Origin of the sequence: Paenibacillus sp. FSL K6-1318 (assembly GCF_037976905.1) — a bacterium.
GTDB lineage: Bacteria > Bacillota > Bacilli > Paenibacillales > Paenibacillaceae > Paenibacillus > Paenibacillus amylolyticus_A.
In genome coordinates this window covers 1,380,660-1,397,398 of sequence record NZ_CP150270.1, presented here as the reverse complement: position 1 = coordinate 1,397,398, position 16,739 = coordinate 1,380,660, and the positions used below count along the sequence as shown (strand labels likewise).

16 protein-coding genes are annotated in these 16,739 nt (G+C 46.2%); 5 read left to right on the top strand and 11 right to left on the bottom strand.

Annotation, left to right across the window (positions count from 1 at the left end):
- Nucleotides 1-62: 62 nt before the first annotated feature.
- The 7 genes from NYE45_RS06020 to NYE45_RS05990 all read right to left on the bottom strand — a co-directional run bounded on the left by NYE45_RS06020 (nt 63) and on the right by NYE45_RS05990 (nt 6,219).
- Nucleotides 63-1,013 carry a hypothetical protein gene (locus NYE45_RS06020; protein ID WP_340016024.1) on the bottom strand — a complete coding sequence of 317 codons (951 nt, stop codon included), beginning with the start codon at nt 1,011-1,013 and terminating at the stop codon, nt 63-65.
- Between the two features lie 301 nt (nt 1,014-1,314).
- Nucleotides 1,315-1,986 carry a VOC family protein gene (locus NYE45_RS06015; RefSeq protein WP_340016023.1) on the bottom strand — a complete coding sequence of 224 codons (672 nt, stop codon included), beginning with the start codon at nt 1,984-1,986 and terminating at the stop codon, nt 1,315-1,317.
- Nucleotides 1,944-2,405 (bottom strand): VOC family protein, encoded by a 462-nt coding sequence (locus tag NYE45_RS06010; protein WP_340016022.1) that lies wholly within the window; start codon nt 2,403-2,405, stop codon nt 1,944-1,946. The genes NYE45_RS06015 and NYE45_RS06010 overlap by 43 nt, the downstream gene beginning before the upstream one ends.
- A 42-nt stretch (nt 2,406-2,447) precedes the next feature.
- Nucleotides 2,448-3,023: an NAD(P)H-dependent oxidoreductase gene (locus tag NYE45_RS06005; protein WP_340016021.1), complete on the bottom strand. Its 576-nt coding sequence runs from the start codon at nt 3,021-3,023 to the stop codon at nt 2,448-2,450.
- Between the two features lie 193 nt (nt 3,024-3,216).
- Nucleotides 3,217-3,951 carry a response regulator transcription factor gene (locus NYE45_RS06000; protein WP_340016020.1) on the bottom strand — a complete coding sequence of 245 codons (735 nt, stop codon included), beginning with the start codon at nt 3,949-3,951 and terminating at the stop codon, nt 3,217-3,219.
- Between the two features lie 17 nt (nt 3,952-3,968).
- A complete protein-coding gene (locus NYE45_RS05995; RefSeq protein ID WP_340016019.1) occupies nt 3,969-5,681 on the bottom strand; it encodes a GAF domain-containing sensor histidine kinase in 1,713 nt (570 codons plus the stop codon).
- A 55-nt stretch (nt 5,682-5,736) separates the two neighbouring features.
- Nucleotides 5,737-6,219 (bottom strand): ArpU family phage packaging/lysis transcriptional regulator, encoded by a 483-nt coding sequence (locus NYE45_RS05990; protein WP_017690187.1) that lies wholly within the window; start codon nt 6,217-6,219, stop codon nt 5,737-5,739.
- A gap of 789 nt (nt 6,220-7,008) precedes the next feature.
- Between NYE45_RS05990 and NYE45_RS05985 the strand changes: the two genes are divergently transcribed.
- From NYE45_RS05985 to NYE45_RS05975, 3 genes are all read left to right on the top strand, one after another.
- Nucleotides 7,009-7,452 carry a helix-turn-helix domain-containing protein gene (locus NYE45_RS05985; protein WP_340017319.1) on the top strand — a complete coding sequence of 148 codons (444 nt, stop codon included), beginning with the start codon at nt 7,009-7,011 and terminating at the stop codon, nt 7,450-7,452.
- 42 nt (nt 7,453-7,494) lie between these two features.
- On the top strand, nt 7,495-7,911 hold the full coding sequence (locus NYE45_RS05980) for an ImmA/IrrE family metallo-endopeptidase (protein WP_340016018.1): 417 nt from the start codon (nt 7,495-7,497) through the stop codon (nt 7,909-7,911).
- 181 nt (nt 7,912-8,092) lie between these two features.
- Entirely contained in the window at nt 8,093-9,892 is a 1,800-nt protein-coding gene (locus NYE45_RS05975) for a 5'-nucleotidase C-terminal domain-containing protein (protein ID WP_340016017.1), read from the top strand.
- 830 nt (nt 9,893-10,722) lie between these two features.
- On the opposite strand, the gene NYE45_RS05970 is transcribed toward NYE45_RS05975, so the two are convergent.
- Nucleotides 10,723-12,507 (bottom strand): proline--tRNA ligase, encoded by a 1,785-nt coding sequence (locus NYE45_RS05970; protein WP_340016016.1) that lies wholly within the window; start codon nt 12,505-12,507, stop codon nt 10,723-10,725.
- 489 nt (nt 12,508-12,996) lie between these two features.
- On the opposite strand from NYE45_RS05970, the gene NYE45_RS05965 reads away from it, so the two are divergent.
- Nucleotides 12,997-13,668, top strand: a complete 672-nt coding sequence (locus tag NYE45_RS05965; protein ID WP_062832997.1) for a 3'-5' exonuclease — start codon at nt 12,997-12,999, stop codon at nt 13,666-13,668.
- Between the two features lie 68 nt (nt 13,669-13,736).
- On the opposite strand, the gene NYE45_RS05960 is transcribed toward NYE45_RS05965, so the two are convergent.
- From NYE45_RS05960 to NYE45_RS05950, 3 genes are all read right to left on the bottom strand, one after another.
- Complete coding sequence (locus tag NYE45_RS05960; RefSeq protein ID WP_340016015.1) at nt 13,737-14,708, bottom strand: WYL domain-containing protein; 972 nt, start codon at nt 14,706-14,708, stop codon at nt 13,737-13,739.
- A 156-nt stretch (nt 14,709-14,864) separates the two neighbouring features.
- Nucleotides 14,865-15,569, bottom strand: a complete 705-nt coding sequence (locus NYE45_RS05955) for a hypothetical protein (RefSeq protein ID WP_062832996.1) — start codon at nt 15,567-15,569, stop codon at nt 14,865-14,867.
- Between the two features lie 207 nt (nt 15,570-15,776).
- Nucleotides 15,777-15,944 carry a hypothetical protein gene (locus NYE45_RS05950; RefSeq protein ID WP_264931700.1) on the bottom strand — a complete coding sequence of 56 codons (168 nt, stop codon included), beginning with the start codon at nt 15,942-15,944 and terminating at the stop codon, nt 15,777-15,779.
- Nucleotides 15,945-16,274: 330 nt separating this feature from the next.
- On the opposite strand from NYE45_RS05950, the gene NYE45_RS05945 reads away from it, so the two are divergent.
- Nucleotides 16,275-16,730, top strand: coding sequence for a hypothetical protein (locus tag NYE45_RS05945; protein ID WP_340016014.1), 456 nt, complete (start codon nt 16,275-16,277; stop codon nt 16,728-16,730).
- Nucleotides 16,731-16,739: the final 9 nt, after the last annotated feature.

Below are 16,739 nucleotides of genomic sequence, written 5' to 3'. Positions count from 1 at the left end.
AAACAAGCACCTGCCAGTTTTGGCAAGTGCTCTTCATTTTTGTTCCAAATCGTTGGCTCCATCTATGCGATGATATAACGAAAATTTTCCCATGTTTCCGGTACGGGCTCCCCGTTCTTGGCATGATGATAGAAGCTGAACGGGAATTTGAACACATGACCTCCGTACCAGTCACGAGAACGTCTGTCGGTGAGCCAGTATTCCAATTCATGGGGGAGCGCCACCGATCGTTCCGCCCGTTCTAGTGGCAGCAAGTCTACAGGTGATTGCAGTGTCGGCATCTCCTGTTCGCTGTTCACATCTCGGCTTAAACGTAGCGCCTTCACCATAGTAAGGACAGGTGGAATGCCTTTATGGAACAATGCCGGATAACCCAATTCATATAATATATTAAGCGCATGTCCATAGGTCAGCATATGGCCGATCAGGTCATGATGCGCTTCCGCGTGATAGATAGTCTGGAACGCACCAAGCTCTTCCAGAATCAGACGTGACAACTGCGTTGGATCTTCAATCTCGGGGAATCCATCGCTCTTTTCCGGTTTGAGACTGCGAATTTCTTTGACGGTCGTATTCATCCAGGATCTTCCCGGGATAGTGCGATCGAATGAATCGATCAGTTCAACCAGCCGACCAATATCCTCGGCAGTACCCCATCCATCCAGTTCGCGAATGGCTTTCAGGCTGATTGCCCCGTAGATGGCCTGGTGTCCAACCCAGTGCAGCTCTCCAATCGTTCGATCCAATGCGTCCGTAATACGCGCTTCGGCATCTTCCCTGGGCATCATTTCACCAATCGGAGAGGTCTGACCAGGGCTGATTCCATGCTGGCGAAGCATGGCTTTTGCTTCGGCGGTAACACTGCCGGCGGCAAGGGCAGTGAGACGATTTTCCCGTACCCAAAAATATGCCGCAATCGCACCCGCCCCATAATGGGCATGCCACAGATCTCCTGTACGCTCCCGACTGGAAACAATAATCGCTAGTCCTTCTTCCAACAAACGTCGATCCAAGCTTGCCACCACCCTTCATCATCTGTAAGCCTGACAGAACAACCTTCCAATCACTGTTATCCCCAGATTTTTTTCAATTTCCTTTCCTAAGGGAATATCCGGTGATAAATGCGAGATTATGCTTAAGATGCAGCTTTCTTTCAGAAAGCTTTTAGCTTCGCTTTTTCAGGTTTTTTCTGTCCTCTCCGTTATCGTGTAAATTCAGTTCAACTTATATATCCTAATTAATAAATAAAGCGTTTACTTCTATAACATGATGGAATGGCTCCACATATGCCCGTTTTGCCACGGAATATAAAGTTTAGCCGATTCGAAGCCTGCCCACGTCACGAATGGACACTTCCAACGGATAGATCTGTGCTTTTTGCGTAGAGAAAAACCACGTCCGATCCTTCTTCACCACAATAAATAAACCATATACATCTCCTACAGGAGCAAAAGTTTCACTAACCTCACCCCAGCGCGTGAGTCCCATCTGCTGAAGCTCATTCACCGTAGACAGAACATCCTCCGTCACCAGTCCAACTTCACACACCTGTAATATATCTTGAGTCGAGAAGTCATGGTCACTCTCGTTCTGAATACGATGATGAGCAATTAGCTCGATAATATTGCCTGCCGGATCTTCGAAATAGAGAGAATGAGAGTTCCAAGTAGCAGAGTACGTCTCATCCCGATCTTCTTCCCTGCTTAAAACAACACGTGATGCAGCCCACTGCTTCGCTTCCTTGAACAGATTCGTCGGAATCAACCAAGCCACATGATAGAAGGGCTCACGATCTGTTTCACTCTGCTTGAAAATCATCTTTGTCCTTCCAACCTGAAGGTTGAAGGCCTGGTCCGTGACACTGAACACCTCCATTCCCAACGTATCACGATAAAAATGCTTGAGGTCCTCCAGCCGTTTTGTATATAAATGTAATTCTTCGATCAGCATACGTTCTTCTCCTGCATCTCCTCCCACTGACTCCATGGCACCATGCCTAGCTCAGGCTTCGCTTCATCCGGGAGCATGGCGATGAATTCAAGCGAATGACCATCTGGATCGGTAAAATATACAGATACCGCGGGCATCCAGCTGAAGACGTACAGTTCACCGATATCATCATCCAGGAAGTTCTGTGTCTTGATCCCTTTGTTCTCCAAGTGAGTCACCGCATGTTTCATATCCTCCAGAGATACATGAAAAGCAAAGTGCTGACGCTTCACCTCGGAAGGTTCCTTTTGCCACAATCCCAGCATGGCATTGCCTTTTCCACCGATCCAGTAGAAGGAGTTTCCACGTTCTTTTTGCATATAAGCATGGGGTAAACCCAGGACTGTTTCATAGAAATGATGGGATCTCTCCAGATCCGTTACGTTTAGATGTGTTTCAAATATGCCTGTAATCATGATGCTCAACCTCTTTTCCATTTCCCATTTTCGTCTTCGTTCTCAACTCATCGCTGAGTTCCGCGCATTCGTTAACGTCTGAGCCAGATTCAAAAACGATCCAATGACCCGCTGTACCCGATCCTCTATATCCTGACTGCCTTCGTATTCTTCATATCCGTCAAATGTCGCTTCGAATCGTCTGCGTTGTGCACCACCAATGGAAATCCACTCCTGGGCATTGATGCCATGCAGATTGCGAACAATCGCTTGCAGTTGTAAAAGCGAACTTACCCCCACCGCTCCGCCAGAGGAGCTGATAGACAGGACGGGCTTACCACTGAAATGAGCCTGGCTCAGGTGATCCAATGCATTTTTGAGCACACCGCTAATACTGCCATGATACTCTGGTGTAGACAGGATGATGGCATCTGCCGCGAGCATACGTGTATGCAGGTCTGCCAGATGTTCATGGTACGCTTGTTTTTCATCGGGTGCGTAGAATGGAAGTGGCGTCTGATACAGATCAAACAAGCTGGCCTGATGTCCCTGACCCCGAATAATCTCCACTGCGTATTCTCCCAAACGTGTACTGGTTGCATTGTTCCGATTGCTTCCTGCCAAAATAACAATATTCATCCATGTCACTCTCCTTGGTTTATTTATTGTTTCAGACTTTCAGGTTCCTTCAACCGATCCGTCTTTGGCTATCTTTATCTTACCTTTCTTCGGCAGCCAATTCGTCAGCAGATAGACTTAACTTGAAATACCAAAAAACTCAACCTTTAGGTTGAGTTTATACGACTTAAGTATGAAGATATGTCGGAATTGGTCAGACGACCCAGCCATTTCTTACGGCATGAAGAGCCGCTTGCGTCCGATCCGCCAGCCCGAGTTTGTCCAGCAGATGACTGACATGGGTTTTGACCGTTTTTTCTGTGATGACTAATCGAACCGCAATTTCCTTATTGCTCAGTCCTTGCGCAATCAGCCCTAAGACTTCTTGTTCACGGCGAGTGAGCATATCCGGACCACCAAGGCGGGGTTCATTTGATTTTCCAGCCTGCTTTGGCTCCTGATGTTGATTGTCTGCTGACCGATCTGTCGGTATATGCTGTGGTTGGTGTTCATTTGTAGACCAATCGGATGAAGCCATCACATGCATCAATTGACCTGCTGCGGCAGGATGTAATTCTACCTGACCTGCATGCACATTACGAATGGCTACGGCCAAATCCTCCGGTTCTATATCCTTGAGCAGATATCCTTTCACCCCTGCGCGAACAGCAGGAACCACATGATCCTGATCGGAAAAAGATGTGAGCACAATGATTCGCGTTTCTGGCATTAACGTACGCAACCGTCTGGCTGTTTCAATTCCGTCCATGACCGGCATATGCAGATCCATTAATACCACGTCGGGTTTTAACGCTTCCGCCTGCTCCAATGCTTCCTGCCCGTTCGATGCTTCTCCAACAACCTTCATATCTTGTTGCGTGGTCAAAAAAACGTGTAGCCCTCGTCTCACCATCGCATGATCATCTGCGAGCAATATTGTAATCGGCATCTCTCTTCCCCCTGACTTTATACAGCTTCGAACGGAAGTGGAATGACTGCCGTTACTGTCGTTCCCTTTCGGGAAGAACTAACTATTTCTAACCTGCCCCCAAGTGATTCAGCCCGTTCCTCCATAATGGACAGACCAAGCGAGCTTCCAGACGACACTTTCGCCCTTTTCGCACCGCCTGTTCCCTGATCTGTGACAGTGAGCACTGCTTCATGATCACTTAACTTGAGGATGACCTCAGCAGAAGTGACATCCGCGTGTTTCCGTACATTATTCAGTGCTTCCTGCCCGATTCGCCACAATGCTTCTTCTATATTACGCGGTAGAGACCGCATTCCCGTCCGATTCATCACCACTTGAAGACCCTGGCTGATACCGTATTCCTGTAGCGCATGGAGCAGCCCTGCTTCCAGTCCCGCGGGACGGAGCTGCATAATCAATGCGCGCATTTCCTTGAGAGCCTCCTGAGACAAAGCCCGAATATCCTTCATCGCTTCCGCTGCCGGGTGCAGCTGTTGTGAGCCGGATAACATACTTTCCGCACCTTTAGCAGTTAACGATAGGGAGAACAGGATCTGATTGACCGAATCATGCAGATCGCGAGCCAACCGGTTTCTCTCTTCCAGCCGTGCCAGTTCGCGGCGATTCTCCGCCAGCTTCAGACTCTCCCATGAGGCTGTAATATGCTCGGCCAGTGCCTCCAGCACTTCAAAGTCCGCCTGTGTGGGACCTGATGTTCCAAGTCCAATCATAAGAATTCTCGTTTCACCTGGCGTATGGTACGGAAGGGGAGCAGCAATCCCCGAGAAAAGGGAATCCATCGTTTTGTCAGGCTCGCCCCTCGTGAAAATCTCATTCATTTCTATCGCAGACAGGGATACAGCTCTGTGACTATTGATCACACGGTTCATGTGGTTTGCTGCTTCCAAAGATAATGACGCACTTGATAACGTTTGAACGATGCCACCTGCATAGGCTGCCTGTACTGTATATACACCGTTTTTCTGTTGAATCATTGCAGCCAAAGGCCAGTCATAATGCTGCCCAAGCAGCTTCACAACTTTTACGGACAATGCATCAGAATTGCTGCATTCGTTCACTGCGAGACCCAAATCCGTACTGAACTCCCCCAGCTTGGCATACAGATCAGCTCGTCGCTGCTCCGCACGATATAATCTCATCCGCTCCATCGCGCTACCAATCTGGTACGCCACGCCTTGTAACAGTGCCAGTTCACTATCGCTGAAAAGTTCCTTAGCTGGCGCAGCAACGTTGAGCAGGCCCAGCATCTTCTCACCTGACCTTAGTGGAACGGTCGCATGATGGGTAATATTATGGGTATCTCCCCATTTGAAATCCACCGCATCCTCCAGCCGTTTACAATTAATGATGTTGACCGCATGATTCAATCGACCATCCTTGAAGCGGTTCACACACCAGCAGGTACCCGTTCGCATGGGTTCTTTATCTTTACGCAGTAAGGCAGGTGGTAGATTGTAATCTGAAACACAGGTATAGTCTCCGCAGTCATTGATGAGGAACATCCAGCCGGCAGTTAATCCGGTCAACTCCAGTAATTTGCCGACCACTGTATCCAGCATTTGGCTCAGATCATTGGACGTATTGAGCGTTTCCGCGATTGTCTTCAGCGTGACCATATCCTGCATTCCGAGTTCTTCCGACATGGCAGACTTCTCTCCTTTAACTGATGCCAACTGTGGTTTGTTCAACTATTGTAACCAATCCACCTTGGATATTAAAGGATCAACTTCTTACTCGGTTCGCTTAGCCCAGCTTCTGCCGCTCTTTCCGAGACACGGACAAAGGCTCCATATTAATCAGTCCGCGGTCCGACAGAGCCAACGCCATTTTGTAGAAAGCACGCGTACGAATCTTCGTATACGTATCCTTGCTGACAGGCGGATCAAATACATGATTATACACTTTATAGTCGAACACATCATCGTCTTTCAAGTACCGTTCACATACGAGTACACGTTCCTTCTCACTCAGCCGGGACACCACAAAATCAATCGTATCGCAGTATGCCTGACGCGCGCGCTGCACGTCCACATTATAAATCGCCGTTCTCGCTGTAGAGTCCCCTGTCACATTGGTGGCACCGTGGAAACGCTCGGCATAACTTGCCGTCACCATAACCTCTCGTTCTTCAAATGCAATGGTCTTATAAATGCGGTATTTTTCCAGCGCAGCCTCAACAGCTGTTTGCGTTTTACGTCGGTCCAATTCGGGCAGCATCAATTCCATATTCATTCTCCTCCTTTAGTATTTTTTACTCCATTCATATCTCTCACTCTATCGTTCACGTCATGTTGTTTTGCCATCATTCTTTGCACGATGGAAAAACGCTCTTATTCATAGAGTTGTCCAGTTTTCTAAAAAAGTAACGACATTTTTTCAATTTCCCCCTGTTGCCTTTTGGAATCACTCCAAATCGGTATAATCCGGGGAATTACCTTCTTCAAAGAGTCATTTCTAACATCCAACCTGTGTCATTGTTACATTTTGTTCGTATATTGTTCGTATTTCTATTTGAGGATACCACTTTCTGGAGATCGGAGTAAACCTTCATTTTGGTTCGTTTTGACGATAAAATAAAACCTTCGCTCTCATTTCCTATGCCTTTTGGCATAATTGTTTCATATCTCTTTACCTAATGGTATATATACGTTATAGTACTGTTTAATTAATGAACTTCCGTACAAATCATTTGATTTTTAATATTAAGAAGCTCCCCTTCTCCTTAATGCCGCTAAGGTATATATCAAGCGCATACGTAGTGAAGGAGACGGAATCGATTCTGAAGAAGCAAAGCGTTCGCCTAAAAGCTTTCTGCAAGAAAGCTACATCGGAAGCATACGCTATCAACGGATTTCACCCTTTAGGAAAGGGAAACAGGAAATCCGGGGATAACAGCGATCAAAAGAACGATCCGAATCCGGAACGGCGCACCCGCAGAGGTTTAGGAGTTGTCGCATTCTTCTTTCTTCTTAATATTAATTCAAGCACTTGTACGAATCGAAGGAGTTGGCATGAATTGTGGAGCACGCTTTTGGTCCTTATATGAAACAACTGCGCGAGCAACAAGGATACAGCATCAATCAGCTCGCCGAAGCAGCCGGAATAAGCAACTCACAGATTTCACGCATTGAGAACGGGGTCCGGGGTGTGCCCAAACCGGCAACCATTCGTAAAATTTCGGATGCACTCTCGATTCCCTATACAGAGATGATGAAGCAGGCTGGTTATATTGAACCAGGGAGTTCCACTGAACTTCAGGACGTACCTGAATGGGCTACATACAAAGACCGTCGTGATTTCAAAAAGATGCTGGAGGACGATGATGATCTGATGTTTGACGGCATTCCACTCGATGAAGATGACAAGAAACGCATCAAGGATGTGCTGACAGGTCTCTTCTGGGAAGCCAAACAGATGAACAAACGCAAAAAGATAGATGAATCGGACAATCGCCCATGAGGCATGACGAACTGAATTTAATAAGGCAGCAGGTGAGATCATATGGATGACATCGTAACAAAGTTGATTCGAAAACACCGGACCAACTGCCCGTTCAGCATTGCCCGCGCGGTTGGAATACAGATTCGCTTCACCAATTTGGGGAAATCCACCAAAGGAATGTACTTTCGCAAGCTCCGGCGCAGGTTTATCGTCATACACAATGATTTGCCGCCGGAATGGCAGCGGTTCGTGTGCGCCCATGAGCTCGGCCATGACCGGCTTCATAAAGGGATCAATCGTTTCTTTCTGGAGGAGCATTCCTATTTTGCACCAGGCAAACTGGAAAGACAGGCCAATCGTTTTGCCATTCAGTTGTTAACGTCCGGAGTGATGCCTGAACCCGATGAATCTCTCGAAAAATTCTGTTTACGTACCGGACTGCCGCGTGAAGCGCAGCATTTTTTTTACACCATTTAAGAACATATGTTCTTTCACAGGATTATTTTTTCTCTCTTTTCCATTAGGAGAATCACATGTCACTTTCAGGTTACTTATTTTTACGTAAATCGCGAGATTTCCACATAATAGTCTGTTAAAATACTATTTGAGCTGTGTAAACGCTCAATTAGATTATTATTTTGGGAGGTTTCGGATTCATATGAAAATCTGGAAGAATTACGTTTCACTTCTGCTAACGGTCTGTTTGCTGTTTGGCAGTGTAGGTATTGCCGCGGCTGCAACGGACACCACTCCGGGCACAGGCAAACACATTACCATTCTACATACGAATGATACGCATGCCCGCGCAGTTGAATCTTCACCTGCTATGGGTTTTGCCAAAGTAGCTGGAATCGCTGACAAATATCGTAGCGAAAACCCGAACACGCTCTTGCTCGATGCTGGAGATGCTGTGCATGGTACAACATTTGCCACTCTCGTTAATGGTGAGAGCATCGTGAAAGTCATGAATGAAATGGGATACCAAGCTATCGTACCGGGTAACCACGAATTCAACTATGGTTCAGATCGCCTGATCGAACTGGCAGACATGATGAACTTCCCCATGCTGAGTGCCAACGTGAAGAAAAAAGACGGAACACGTCTCTTCGATCCTTATCTCATTAAAGAAGTTGATGGTGTGAAGATTGGTATCATCGCCTTGACTACACCGGAAACGTTGTACAAAACGAACCCGAAAAACGTAGAAGGTCTTGATATTACAGATCCATCTGCGGAAGCTAAAGTTCTGGTCAACGAAATCCGCAGCAAAGTAGATGTTGTTGTTGTTCTGGGACACCTTGGACAAGATGCATCCAGCACGGATACTAGCTTTAAAGTCGTTAAAGAAGTTCCTGGCATCGACGTATTCATCGATGGTCACAGTCACACAGTACTGCAAGATGGCCTTGTATCCGATAACGGAACATTGATCGCAAGTGCAGGAGAATACACTAACTACGTTGGTGTCATCGATCTGTGGGTAGACGGGGGTAAAGTAACGAAGAAACAAGCAACATTGATTGATGAAACTGAAGCAAAAGACATCAAACCGAATGAGAAAGTCGCGACTCTCGTGAACTCCATTCAAAAAGAACAAGAACCTATCCTGAAAGAAGAAGTAGCCAATACAGCTATCCTGCTGGATGGTAAGCGTGAACAAGTACGTGCAGGAGAAACCAATCTGGGTGACCTGCTTGCAGATGCCATTCGTGATGTCAGCAACGCTGATATCGCATTGACTAACGGTGGTGGTATCCGTGCTTCCATCGAAAAAGGGATCGTAACCAAAGGTGATATCATCACAGTGCTTCCTTTTGGTAATCAAGTGGTAACGCTTGAAGTGAAAGGGTCCGATATTCTGGCAGCCCTTGAAGTCGGTGTAGCTTCCTACCCGGAACCAAGCGGTGGATTCCCGCAAGTATCCGGAATCAAATTCAAAATCGACACTTCCGCTGCAGAAGGTAGCCGTGTACATTCCGTAACCGTTGGCGATAAAGCCCTTGATCCGGAAGCAACGTACACACTGGCAACCAATGATTTCACAGCTGTTGGTGGTGACGAATACACCATGTTCGCCAAATATCCAACTACAGGTATGTACGGCGCGTTGGATGAAGCGTTGATCAACTACATGCAAAAGCTTGGCGCTGTAGACATCAAAACAGATGGTCGGATCAGTGAAGCGGTAAAACCTGCAGTAGAGCCGGAAACTCCGGCAACCGAAACACCAGCTCCAACCAAGCCAAAACCAGAAACACCAAAACCGGAAAAACCATCTAAACCAACACCAAGCAAACCAGCTCCAGCCAAACTGCATGTTGTGAAATCCGGAGATTCCCTGTACTCCATCTCCAAACAATACGGCACAACTTGGCAGGCATTGCAAAAGCTGAACAATATCAAAAATCCACACTGGATTTATCCAGGTCAACAATTGAAATTGCCTGCAGCTTCTTAAGCTCAGCAAAACAAAGTGCATATAGGCATGATTGCTTATAAGGTGCAACAACATTACGAATCAATCTTGTCATAACCAAAAGGGTGTCCCCCAAGCCAGATAACTGGTTAAGGGGACACCCTTTTGTATCTCAGTTCTTAAACATCAACCACATCAGATACTTGAACATTTCCTGGGGACATATCCTGCTGATCTTGACAATCATCTGAGGCAAAAATAAATCCCAGCTGGGCCTTTATGGACCAACTTCATCATATGCCTTCGACACCGAACTATATAAAAACTCTCTGGAATTACTGTGTTTATGCGGTTATTGTACATTTAATTTCGACATCTCTGTCTTCTCAACATTGCATACTTGCACATAAATCTGCCCGAGTATGATCATCTGCAAATCCTTAATCATAAAATCATTTGTATACTGAATACATATATCCCAATTTAGTTATTTCGTATGATATTCCTTATAAAATACTACCCATTTGTATGCCTATAGCCCTCTTTTTCATGCGCTCATTAGAGTTTCAGCAATTAAAATCAGCTACCGCATCATATTCGGTACTATTATATGAACTCATATAATTAACGAATCCCCTGAATCTATATAAGTTGAACTAAAGATATGTTCACACGTACACTCCGATGACAGAATAACCTTCCAATCGCTGTTATCCCCAGATTTTTTTGATTCCCTTTTCTCAAGGGAAAAATCCGGTGATAGCGTATGCTTCAGATGCAGCTTTCTATCAGAAAGCTTTTAGGCGAACACTTCGCTTTTTCAGTTTTTTTCTGTCCTCTCCGTCTCTGTGTAAATGATTAGTTCAACTTATTTAGGAAGTTAGCTGTTCCTTCACATAACTTACAGCTTCCTGTGCCGTCAAAGAAATTCGTTTCGATTCACCTGATGCTGCAAGTGCGTGTGATCCCAATTCAACCTGTCCTTCGGCTGCCCCTCTGCCAATGACGATCTGCACAGGCAATCCGATCAGCTCGGCATCCTTGAATTTCACACCTGGACGTTCATCCCGGTCATCGACCAGTACAGAGTAACCGCCATCAATCAATTGTTGTTCCAGATCGAGAGTGAGCTGACGTTGTTGCTCATCTTTCCAACTTACTGCAATCAGATGCACATCATATGGCGCCACAGCGGCCGGCCAACGAATACCCTCATCTCCTGCATACTGCTCAGCTATAGCTGCCATCAGGCGGGATACGCCAATCCCGTAACATCCCATGACCGGCGCGCACTGCCGACCATTGCGATCCAGGAATGAAGCTCCCATGGCATCACTGTATTTGGTTCCCAATTTGAAAATATGTCCAACCTCAATACCTTTGGTAAACACAAGCGGCGATCCACATGTTGGGCAAGCGTCCCCTTCGGCAGCAAAACGAATACGTTCCACTCGCTCCAATGCAAAATCAATGCCTGGACGTACGCCGGAAACATGCACATCCACTTCATTGGCTCCTGTAATTGCGCTCTTCATCATTGCCACGTCAGCGTCCACCACCATCGGTAGATTCAGTCCAATTGGACCAAGAAAACCTACCTTCAGGTTCGGATGTGCCGCAATGGCTTCATCGTCTGCTAGATTCAGTTCCTCTGCACCCAACACCTGCTTCAATGCGATGTCATTCAGTTCATGATCTCCACGTACAAGGGCAGCGACGAGCTCACCATCCGCCACATAAAGCAACGTTTTGATCATATGTTCAGCACCTTCGCCCACAAATGAACTTAACTCTGCAATCGTACGAACGCCAGGAGTCGAAATTCGTACTACGCTTTCCACTCCTGAATGTTCATCCGTTTGAAGCACGGAGTCTGCACTCGCAGAATCAGCTGGAACTTCCAAGCTTCCTTCTTTTTTCTCCATATCTCCAGAAGTCTGATAACCCGCTTTCTCCAGATTCGCAGCATATCCACAATGTTTGCAGGTTACAATCGTGTCCTCACCCACATCAGCAAGAGCCATGAACTCGTGCGTTTCCCCTTGACCGCCAATCGTTCCTGCGTCCGCTTCAACACGGATATAGTCCAGACCACAACGTTCCAGAATGCGACTATACGCTGTGTTCATCGCCTGATAAGTACGATCAAGCTCTTCCCAGTCCGAAGCAAAAGAGTACGCATCCTTCATGATGAACTCACGTCCACGCAGCAATCCAAATCGAGGACGGCGCTCATCCCGGAACTTGGTTCCGATCTGGTACAGGGTGAATGGCAGTTTACGGTACGAACTTACCTCGTCCCGCGCTAAAGCGGTTACGACTTCCTCATGTGTTGGTCCAAGAGCAAATTCCCGTGCATGACGATCCTTCAGACGCATCAATTCAGGACCATACTGTGTGTATCTTCCGGATTCTTCCCACAACTCAGCAGGCTGCATAATCGGCAGCAACACTTCCTGACATCCAGCACGATCCATCTCTTCACGAACGATCCGTTCAACGTTCAATAATATACGCCGTCCGAGGGGCAGGTAACTGTAGATCCCCGCTGCCAGTTGGCGAATCATGCCGGAACGGAGTAACCAGCGATGTCCCGCCGCATCTGCCTCCGCTGGCGCTTCACGTAATGTTGGAACAAGCATTTCACTTTGACGCATCTGCACACACTCCTAATCTTCCTCATTGTTATTGGATATCTTGAGTTATAAACAGCAAAAAGACACATCCGTCAAGGGACGAATGTGTCGTGGTACCACCCTTGTTTAACTGCCACTTATTCCATCCGCAACCTGTGCGATCTGTAGCATGCAGTCCTACGGGGCATAACGGGCCCTTCCGGCGGAGGTTGCAACCCTGGATGGGCATTCTCTTCCGCAGCTCGCGAGGTAGGAATTACGAAGCAGCCACAGGAACCTTGCACCACACTGTTCCCTCTCTGTTGAAGCTGACCAACACAATCATGTCCTCGTTATAACGCTGTTATCATTTTTGATCACATTAGTTCATTTACAAGAAATTGTCAACCATACCGAGTTAACATAAAGTACAATGAATTCTCTGGCGATGGCTGACATGGCAGCACGTTCCCTGTAATATAGAGAAATAGAAATATACCACAGGTATTAATCGATAAAGGAGCTTGTCCTATGCCATATATCATATATGATCTTGAATTCACAGTAAGCCGTAATACTCGCTATTCTTCTGAAATTATCGATATCGGTGCCGTCAAAGTTACGGAAACAGCGGATGGATTGACTGTTACAGATACGTTCCATACGTATGTTCGTCCTTCCAACAAGTCCGTTCTGTCTACCGACACGATCCAGTTCACAGGTATCACGCAGAAAGATATTGATGCAGCCCCTCTTTTTCCCGCAGCACTGAATCAATTCATCGCCTGGATGGGAAGCGAATCCTATTACATGTGTTCCTGGGGACCCGACGACCGCAGCAAACTGATCTCTCATTGTCGTACCCATCAGCTCGATGTGGCCTGGATCACCAATCATAACGATCTCCAGCAACAATGGTCCCGTGTCGTTCGTAAAGAAGGTAAGTTCCGTCAACTCGGTCTCGCTCAGGCTCTTGAAATCTGCGGAATCGAATTCGATGGTACCCAGCATCGCGCATTGGATGATGCCATCAACACAGCCAAAGTGTTTATGCATCAATTTGACCGATTCACGCTGGAAAACAACTGCGCAGCGGATGATGAGGGCATTGCATCCAAGGTCGTCTATTCCAGCTCCACAGAAGATGAAGAGAAAGAATCACCTTTTGGCAATCTGGCAAGCCTTTTCAAAACCAAAGAGTAGCCATCCACAGCACGAAAATGATTGGTGTTTTGGCATCCTTGTTCTTGCTTCAGATTGCATGCAAATCTTCAACTTCTATTGTACATTTGTTGCCAGCTGTTCAGGCGTTCTTTCATCTTGATGCGGCAGATCTCGGGTTCAAGGATTTCCGCATCAGGTCCATATTTAGAAATCCATATGAGAAATTCCTCAACATCACTTAATATGGCTTCAAATAACAGGCTACCTTCCGGTTCAATGGTTAAGATGGGGCGTATAAAAAATTGCTCCTGCATCACACGCTCCACAGCATGGGGTGCAAATCGAATTTTGAACGCAGTCCACTCCGTACTTCCCTCATATGCCCAAGGAATGCGGAAGTGCGATTGGATCAGATAATCCTCTTTGCGGAACGTTCGTGGCAATATTCGTATCTTTTGCAGCCGGCTCACCTGAAATATTCGAAGTTTCTCCGACAGGTGACAATACGCTAACAGCTCAAATCTGTATTCACGAGGGATAAGACAGTAAGGATCTATGCGTACGATCCCTTTTTTACCTTGAGACAGATACTCCCCTTCAATGGTGTTCTGTGAAATGCCAGCCTGAAGCAGGGTAATCAGGGATTGATTCTGTAGATCGTTGTTTTCATTTTGCCATGCGGGCAACCCCGCTTTGAACAATCCACTAATTTGCTCCGACCATTCCACTCGTTCTGTTTTGTTTTTCTGACTCGAAGCAACCACTTTCTCATAAGCGCTCTCAAAAGCAGGTTTCAGCAAAGGACGAATATTCTCCATAACTTCAGCAAGATGCATGAACGCTTGGGCTTCTTCATCAGACCAATTCAATGGATACATGGCAAATTGGCTGATAAACATGTACCCTTGCCCGTGTCCCATATTGGCGATCGGGATATGCATTGCACTGAGGGCCTCCATGTCGCGGTATATCGTCCTTTCCGTCGTCTCGCATCGCTGGGCAAGCTCACGTGCCAGAATACCTGGCTTGGCCTGCACCAGCGTTATAATGCGCATTAATCGGATTAGTCGGTCTGTCATTTTGCCGGACCCTCCACGATGTTGTTTCAATAAATTTGATACAACTCCATCCATTGTTTAATATGATATTGATACATACATTCGACCTTCTCCTAAACTTCACCTTCAAAATATATGTAGACTCGTTCTCTATACCGTTACCATCTGAAATCAACCCTATTCGCCTAATATCTTTTTTTCACGGTCATGATATCCAGTTGTAAACGTGATCCCGTAGTGATAACGCAGCTGTTCAATGATCTCCGCTTCCGTGTAATAATCCAGATCCTGTTTACGCGCAGCTTCAATTAACAACCCATCTGCATGACGACGTAACATATTACTTCCCTCTTGAACCCGGCCTCTTTCGTAGGCGCGCAGGGCTTGTTTGATCAGCGGCACGGTTTCACTTAACTTGATGGTCTTCTCCACCTTGGGATCTTCCGGCTGTCGCAGCATGCCCAGATGACTGGTGTACTGAATATACAGCTGTTCTCTTCGTAACAATACACGTTGACTTTGCTTCAACTTCCTTGTGCTCCAGTAGGCTGAACATACGGCTGCTTTTCCGGACACACGGGGTCCCATGACGAATTCAAGCAAAATTTGTTTGCTTTCCCCTTTGTACATATCCCCAAGCCTCAGTAACCAGCCAATATCCGTTTCTTTGGAACGGCATCCATAGATACCTTTTAGCTGGACTCCAAATTCCGGTTTGAGCAAAAGTTCCAAATCTCTTGATACAATTTTGGGTGCTATTTTCCTAAGTCTTTTGGCAGGGGCACCGTTACGCCACTCTACCATCATATATACGGGGTCGGCTCCCCCTGTCGGTATGGCCTCTTTATTCCACGAATAAGATACTTCAAAGACTGAGTTCACTGGTAGTCTCTCCCCCGATTTATATGTATTATCTTCTAAGTTATCAGGGTGAATGGACACTATATTGTCACGGAACACATGTTCTCATTAAATTTTTCCAATATATTAGTTTTATATCCCTAAATCCGTCTGAATACGACAATAAACGACGAAAAAGCCTGGCGCTATGCCAAGCTTTTCAATGACTTCTCTATGACAAGTCCCAAATTAAACCGTAGGATGATTGATTCCCATTTTGTGTAAATATTGTGCACCGTCTGCTTTGGTAACCGGAGCATAAGTGACACTGTCAATAACCAGCTTACGTCCTACCGGCTCTCCGTTAACAGTGATCATAATGGTTTTGGTTGATGTGTTCTGATCTGCTGTATACATATGTTTCTACTCCTTCATGTTCACGATCTTATATTCAATCGGATATATTGGTATCGTTCATTAAATTGCGTATTTGTGAATAGCATGCACCCGGAACTGAAGTAAAAGATCTGTAAGAACGGTCCGGTGTGCTTGCCTATCGTACTATTACCCCACAGATTTATAAGCTAAACAGCTCTGTTCATAAATATTTTTAAATATTTCGGGTAATAAAACGATATCATCTTGAACCCATCGTCCCGGTTTTGACGTATAATGTAAGAGCGTATTTCAACAATAGACGACGAATTCGGCGATCTATATTATCTACCGAAGAAAGAGGTGTTAACGATGCCAAAATCCATTCAGGGTTATTTCATTCGGGTGTTATTCACCACATGTATTCTATTTACCGTTTCGATCGCTTCCACAGTAAGTGCAGCCAGTGCCAATATATTTACTGATATATACAGCGGATGGGAGCGAGTCTCTGAACTGCCTGGAGAAGTGAACGCTCTGCAGGAAAGCTATAAGCAAACGATGGAGCAACTAAATCAAACGTCCGCCCAGTTGGGACAAGCCCAGGCTAATGTCGAAGCATTCAAGACCCAGAACGAACAGCTGCTGGCTCAGAACCAAAAACTTACTGAGATGGTAAGCAAGTTGCAGGATGACCAGAATGCCAAAGCAGCTACCACCAAACGAATTCAGACGATGATCATCACTGTCGTTTCTCTCATATTAGGTTACTTCATTCTGATTCGTGTGATGCGCTGGGGAATGCGTCGCCGTTCGGGCCGAGTATAAAAGAACAGG

Coding starts and splice junctions, on each gene's coding strand:
- NYE45_RS06000 (WP_340016020.1), bottom strand. CDS start 3,951: ATGCCGATTACAATATTGCTCGCAGATGATCATGCGATGGTGAGACGA.
- NYE45_RS05975 (WP_340016017.1), top strand. CDS start 8,093: ATGAAAATCTGGAAGAATTACGTTTCACTTCTGCTAACGGTCTGTTTG.
- NYE45_RS06005 (WP_340016021.1), bottom strand. CDS start 3,023: ATGAATATTGTTATTTTGGCAGGAAGCAATCGGAACAATGCAACCAGT.
- NYE45_RS05960 (WP_340016015.1), bottom strand. CDS start 14,708: ATGACAGACCGACTAATCCGATTAATGCGCATTATAACGCTGGTGCAG.
- NYE45_RS05970 (WP_340016016.1), bottom strand. CDS start 12,507: ATGCGTCAAAGTGAAATGCTTGTTCCAACATTACGTGAAGCGCCAGCG.
- NYE45_RS05980 (WP_340016018.1), top strand. CDS start 7,495: ATGGATGACATCGTAACAAAGTTGATTCGAAAACACCGGACCAACTGC.
- NYE45_RS06015 (WP_340016023.1), bottom strand. CDS start 1,986: ATGGAGTCAGTGGGAGGAGATGCAGGAGAAGAACGTATGCTGATCGAA.
- NYE45_RS05945 (WP_340016014.1), top strand. CDS start 16,275: ATGCCAAAATCCATTCAGGGTTATTTCATTCGGGTGTTATTCACCACA.
- NYE45_RS05950 (WP_264931700.1), bottom strand. CDS start 15,944: ATGTATACAGCAGATCAGAACACATCAACCAAAACCATTATGATCACT.
- NYE45_RS05990 (WP_017690187.1), bottom strand. CDS start 6,219: ATGGAATTGATGCTGCCCGAATTGGACCGACGTAAAACGCAAACAGCT.
- NYE45_RS05965 (WP_062832997.1), top strand. CDS start 12,997: ATGCCATATATCATATATGATCTTGAATTCACAGTAAGCCGTAATACT.
- NYE45_RS06010 (WP_340016022.1), bottom strand. CDS start 2,405: ATGATTACAGGCATATTTGAAACACATCTAAACGTAACGGATCTGGAG.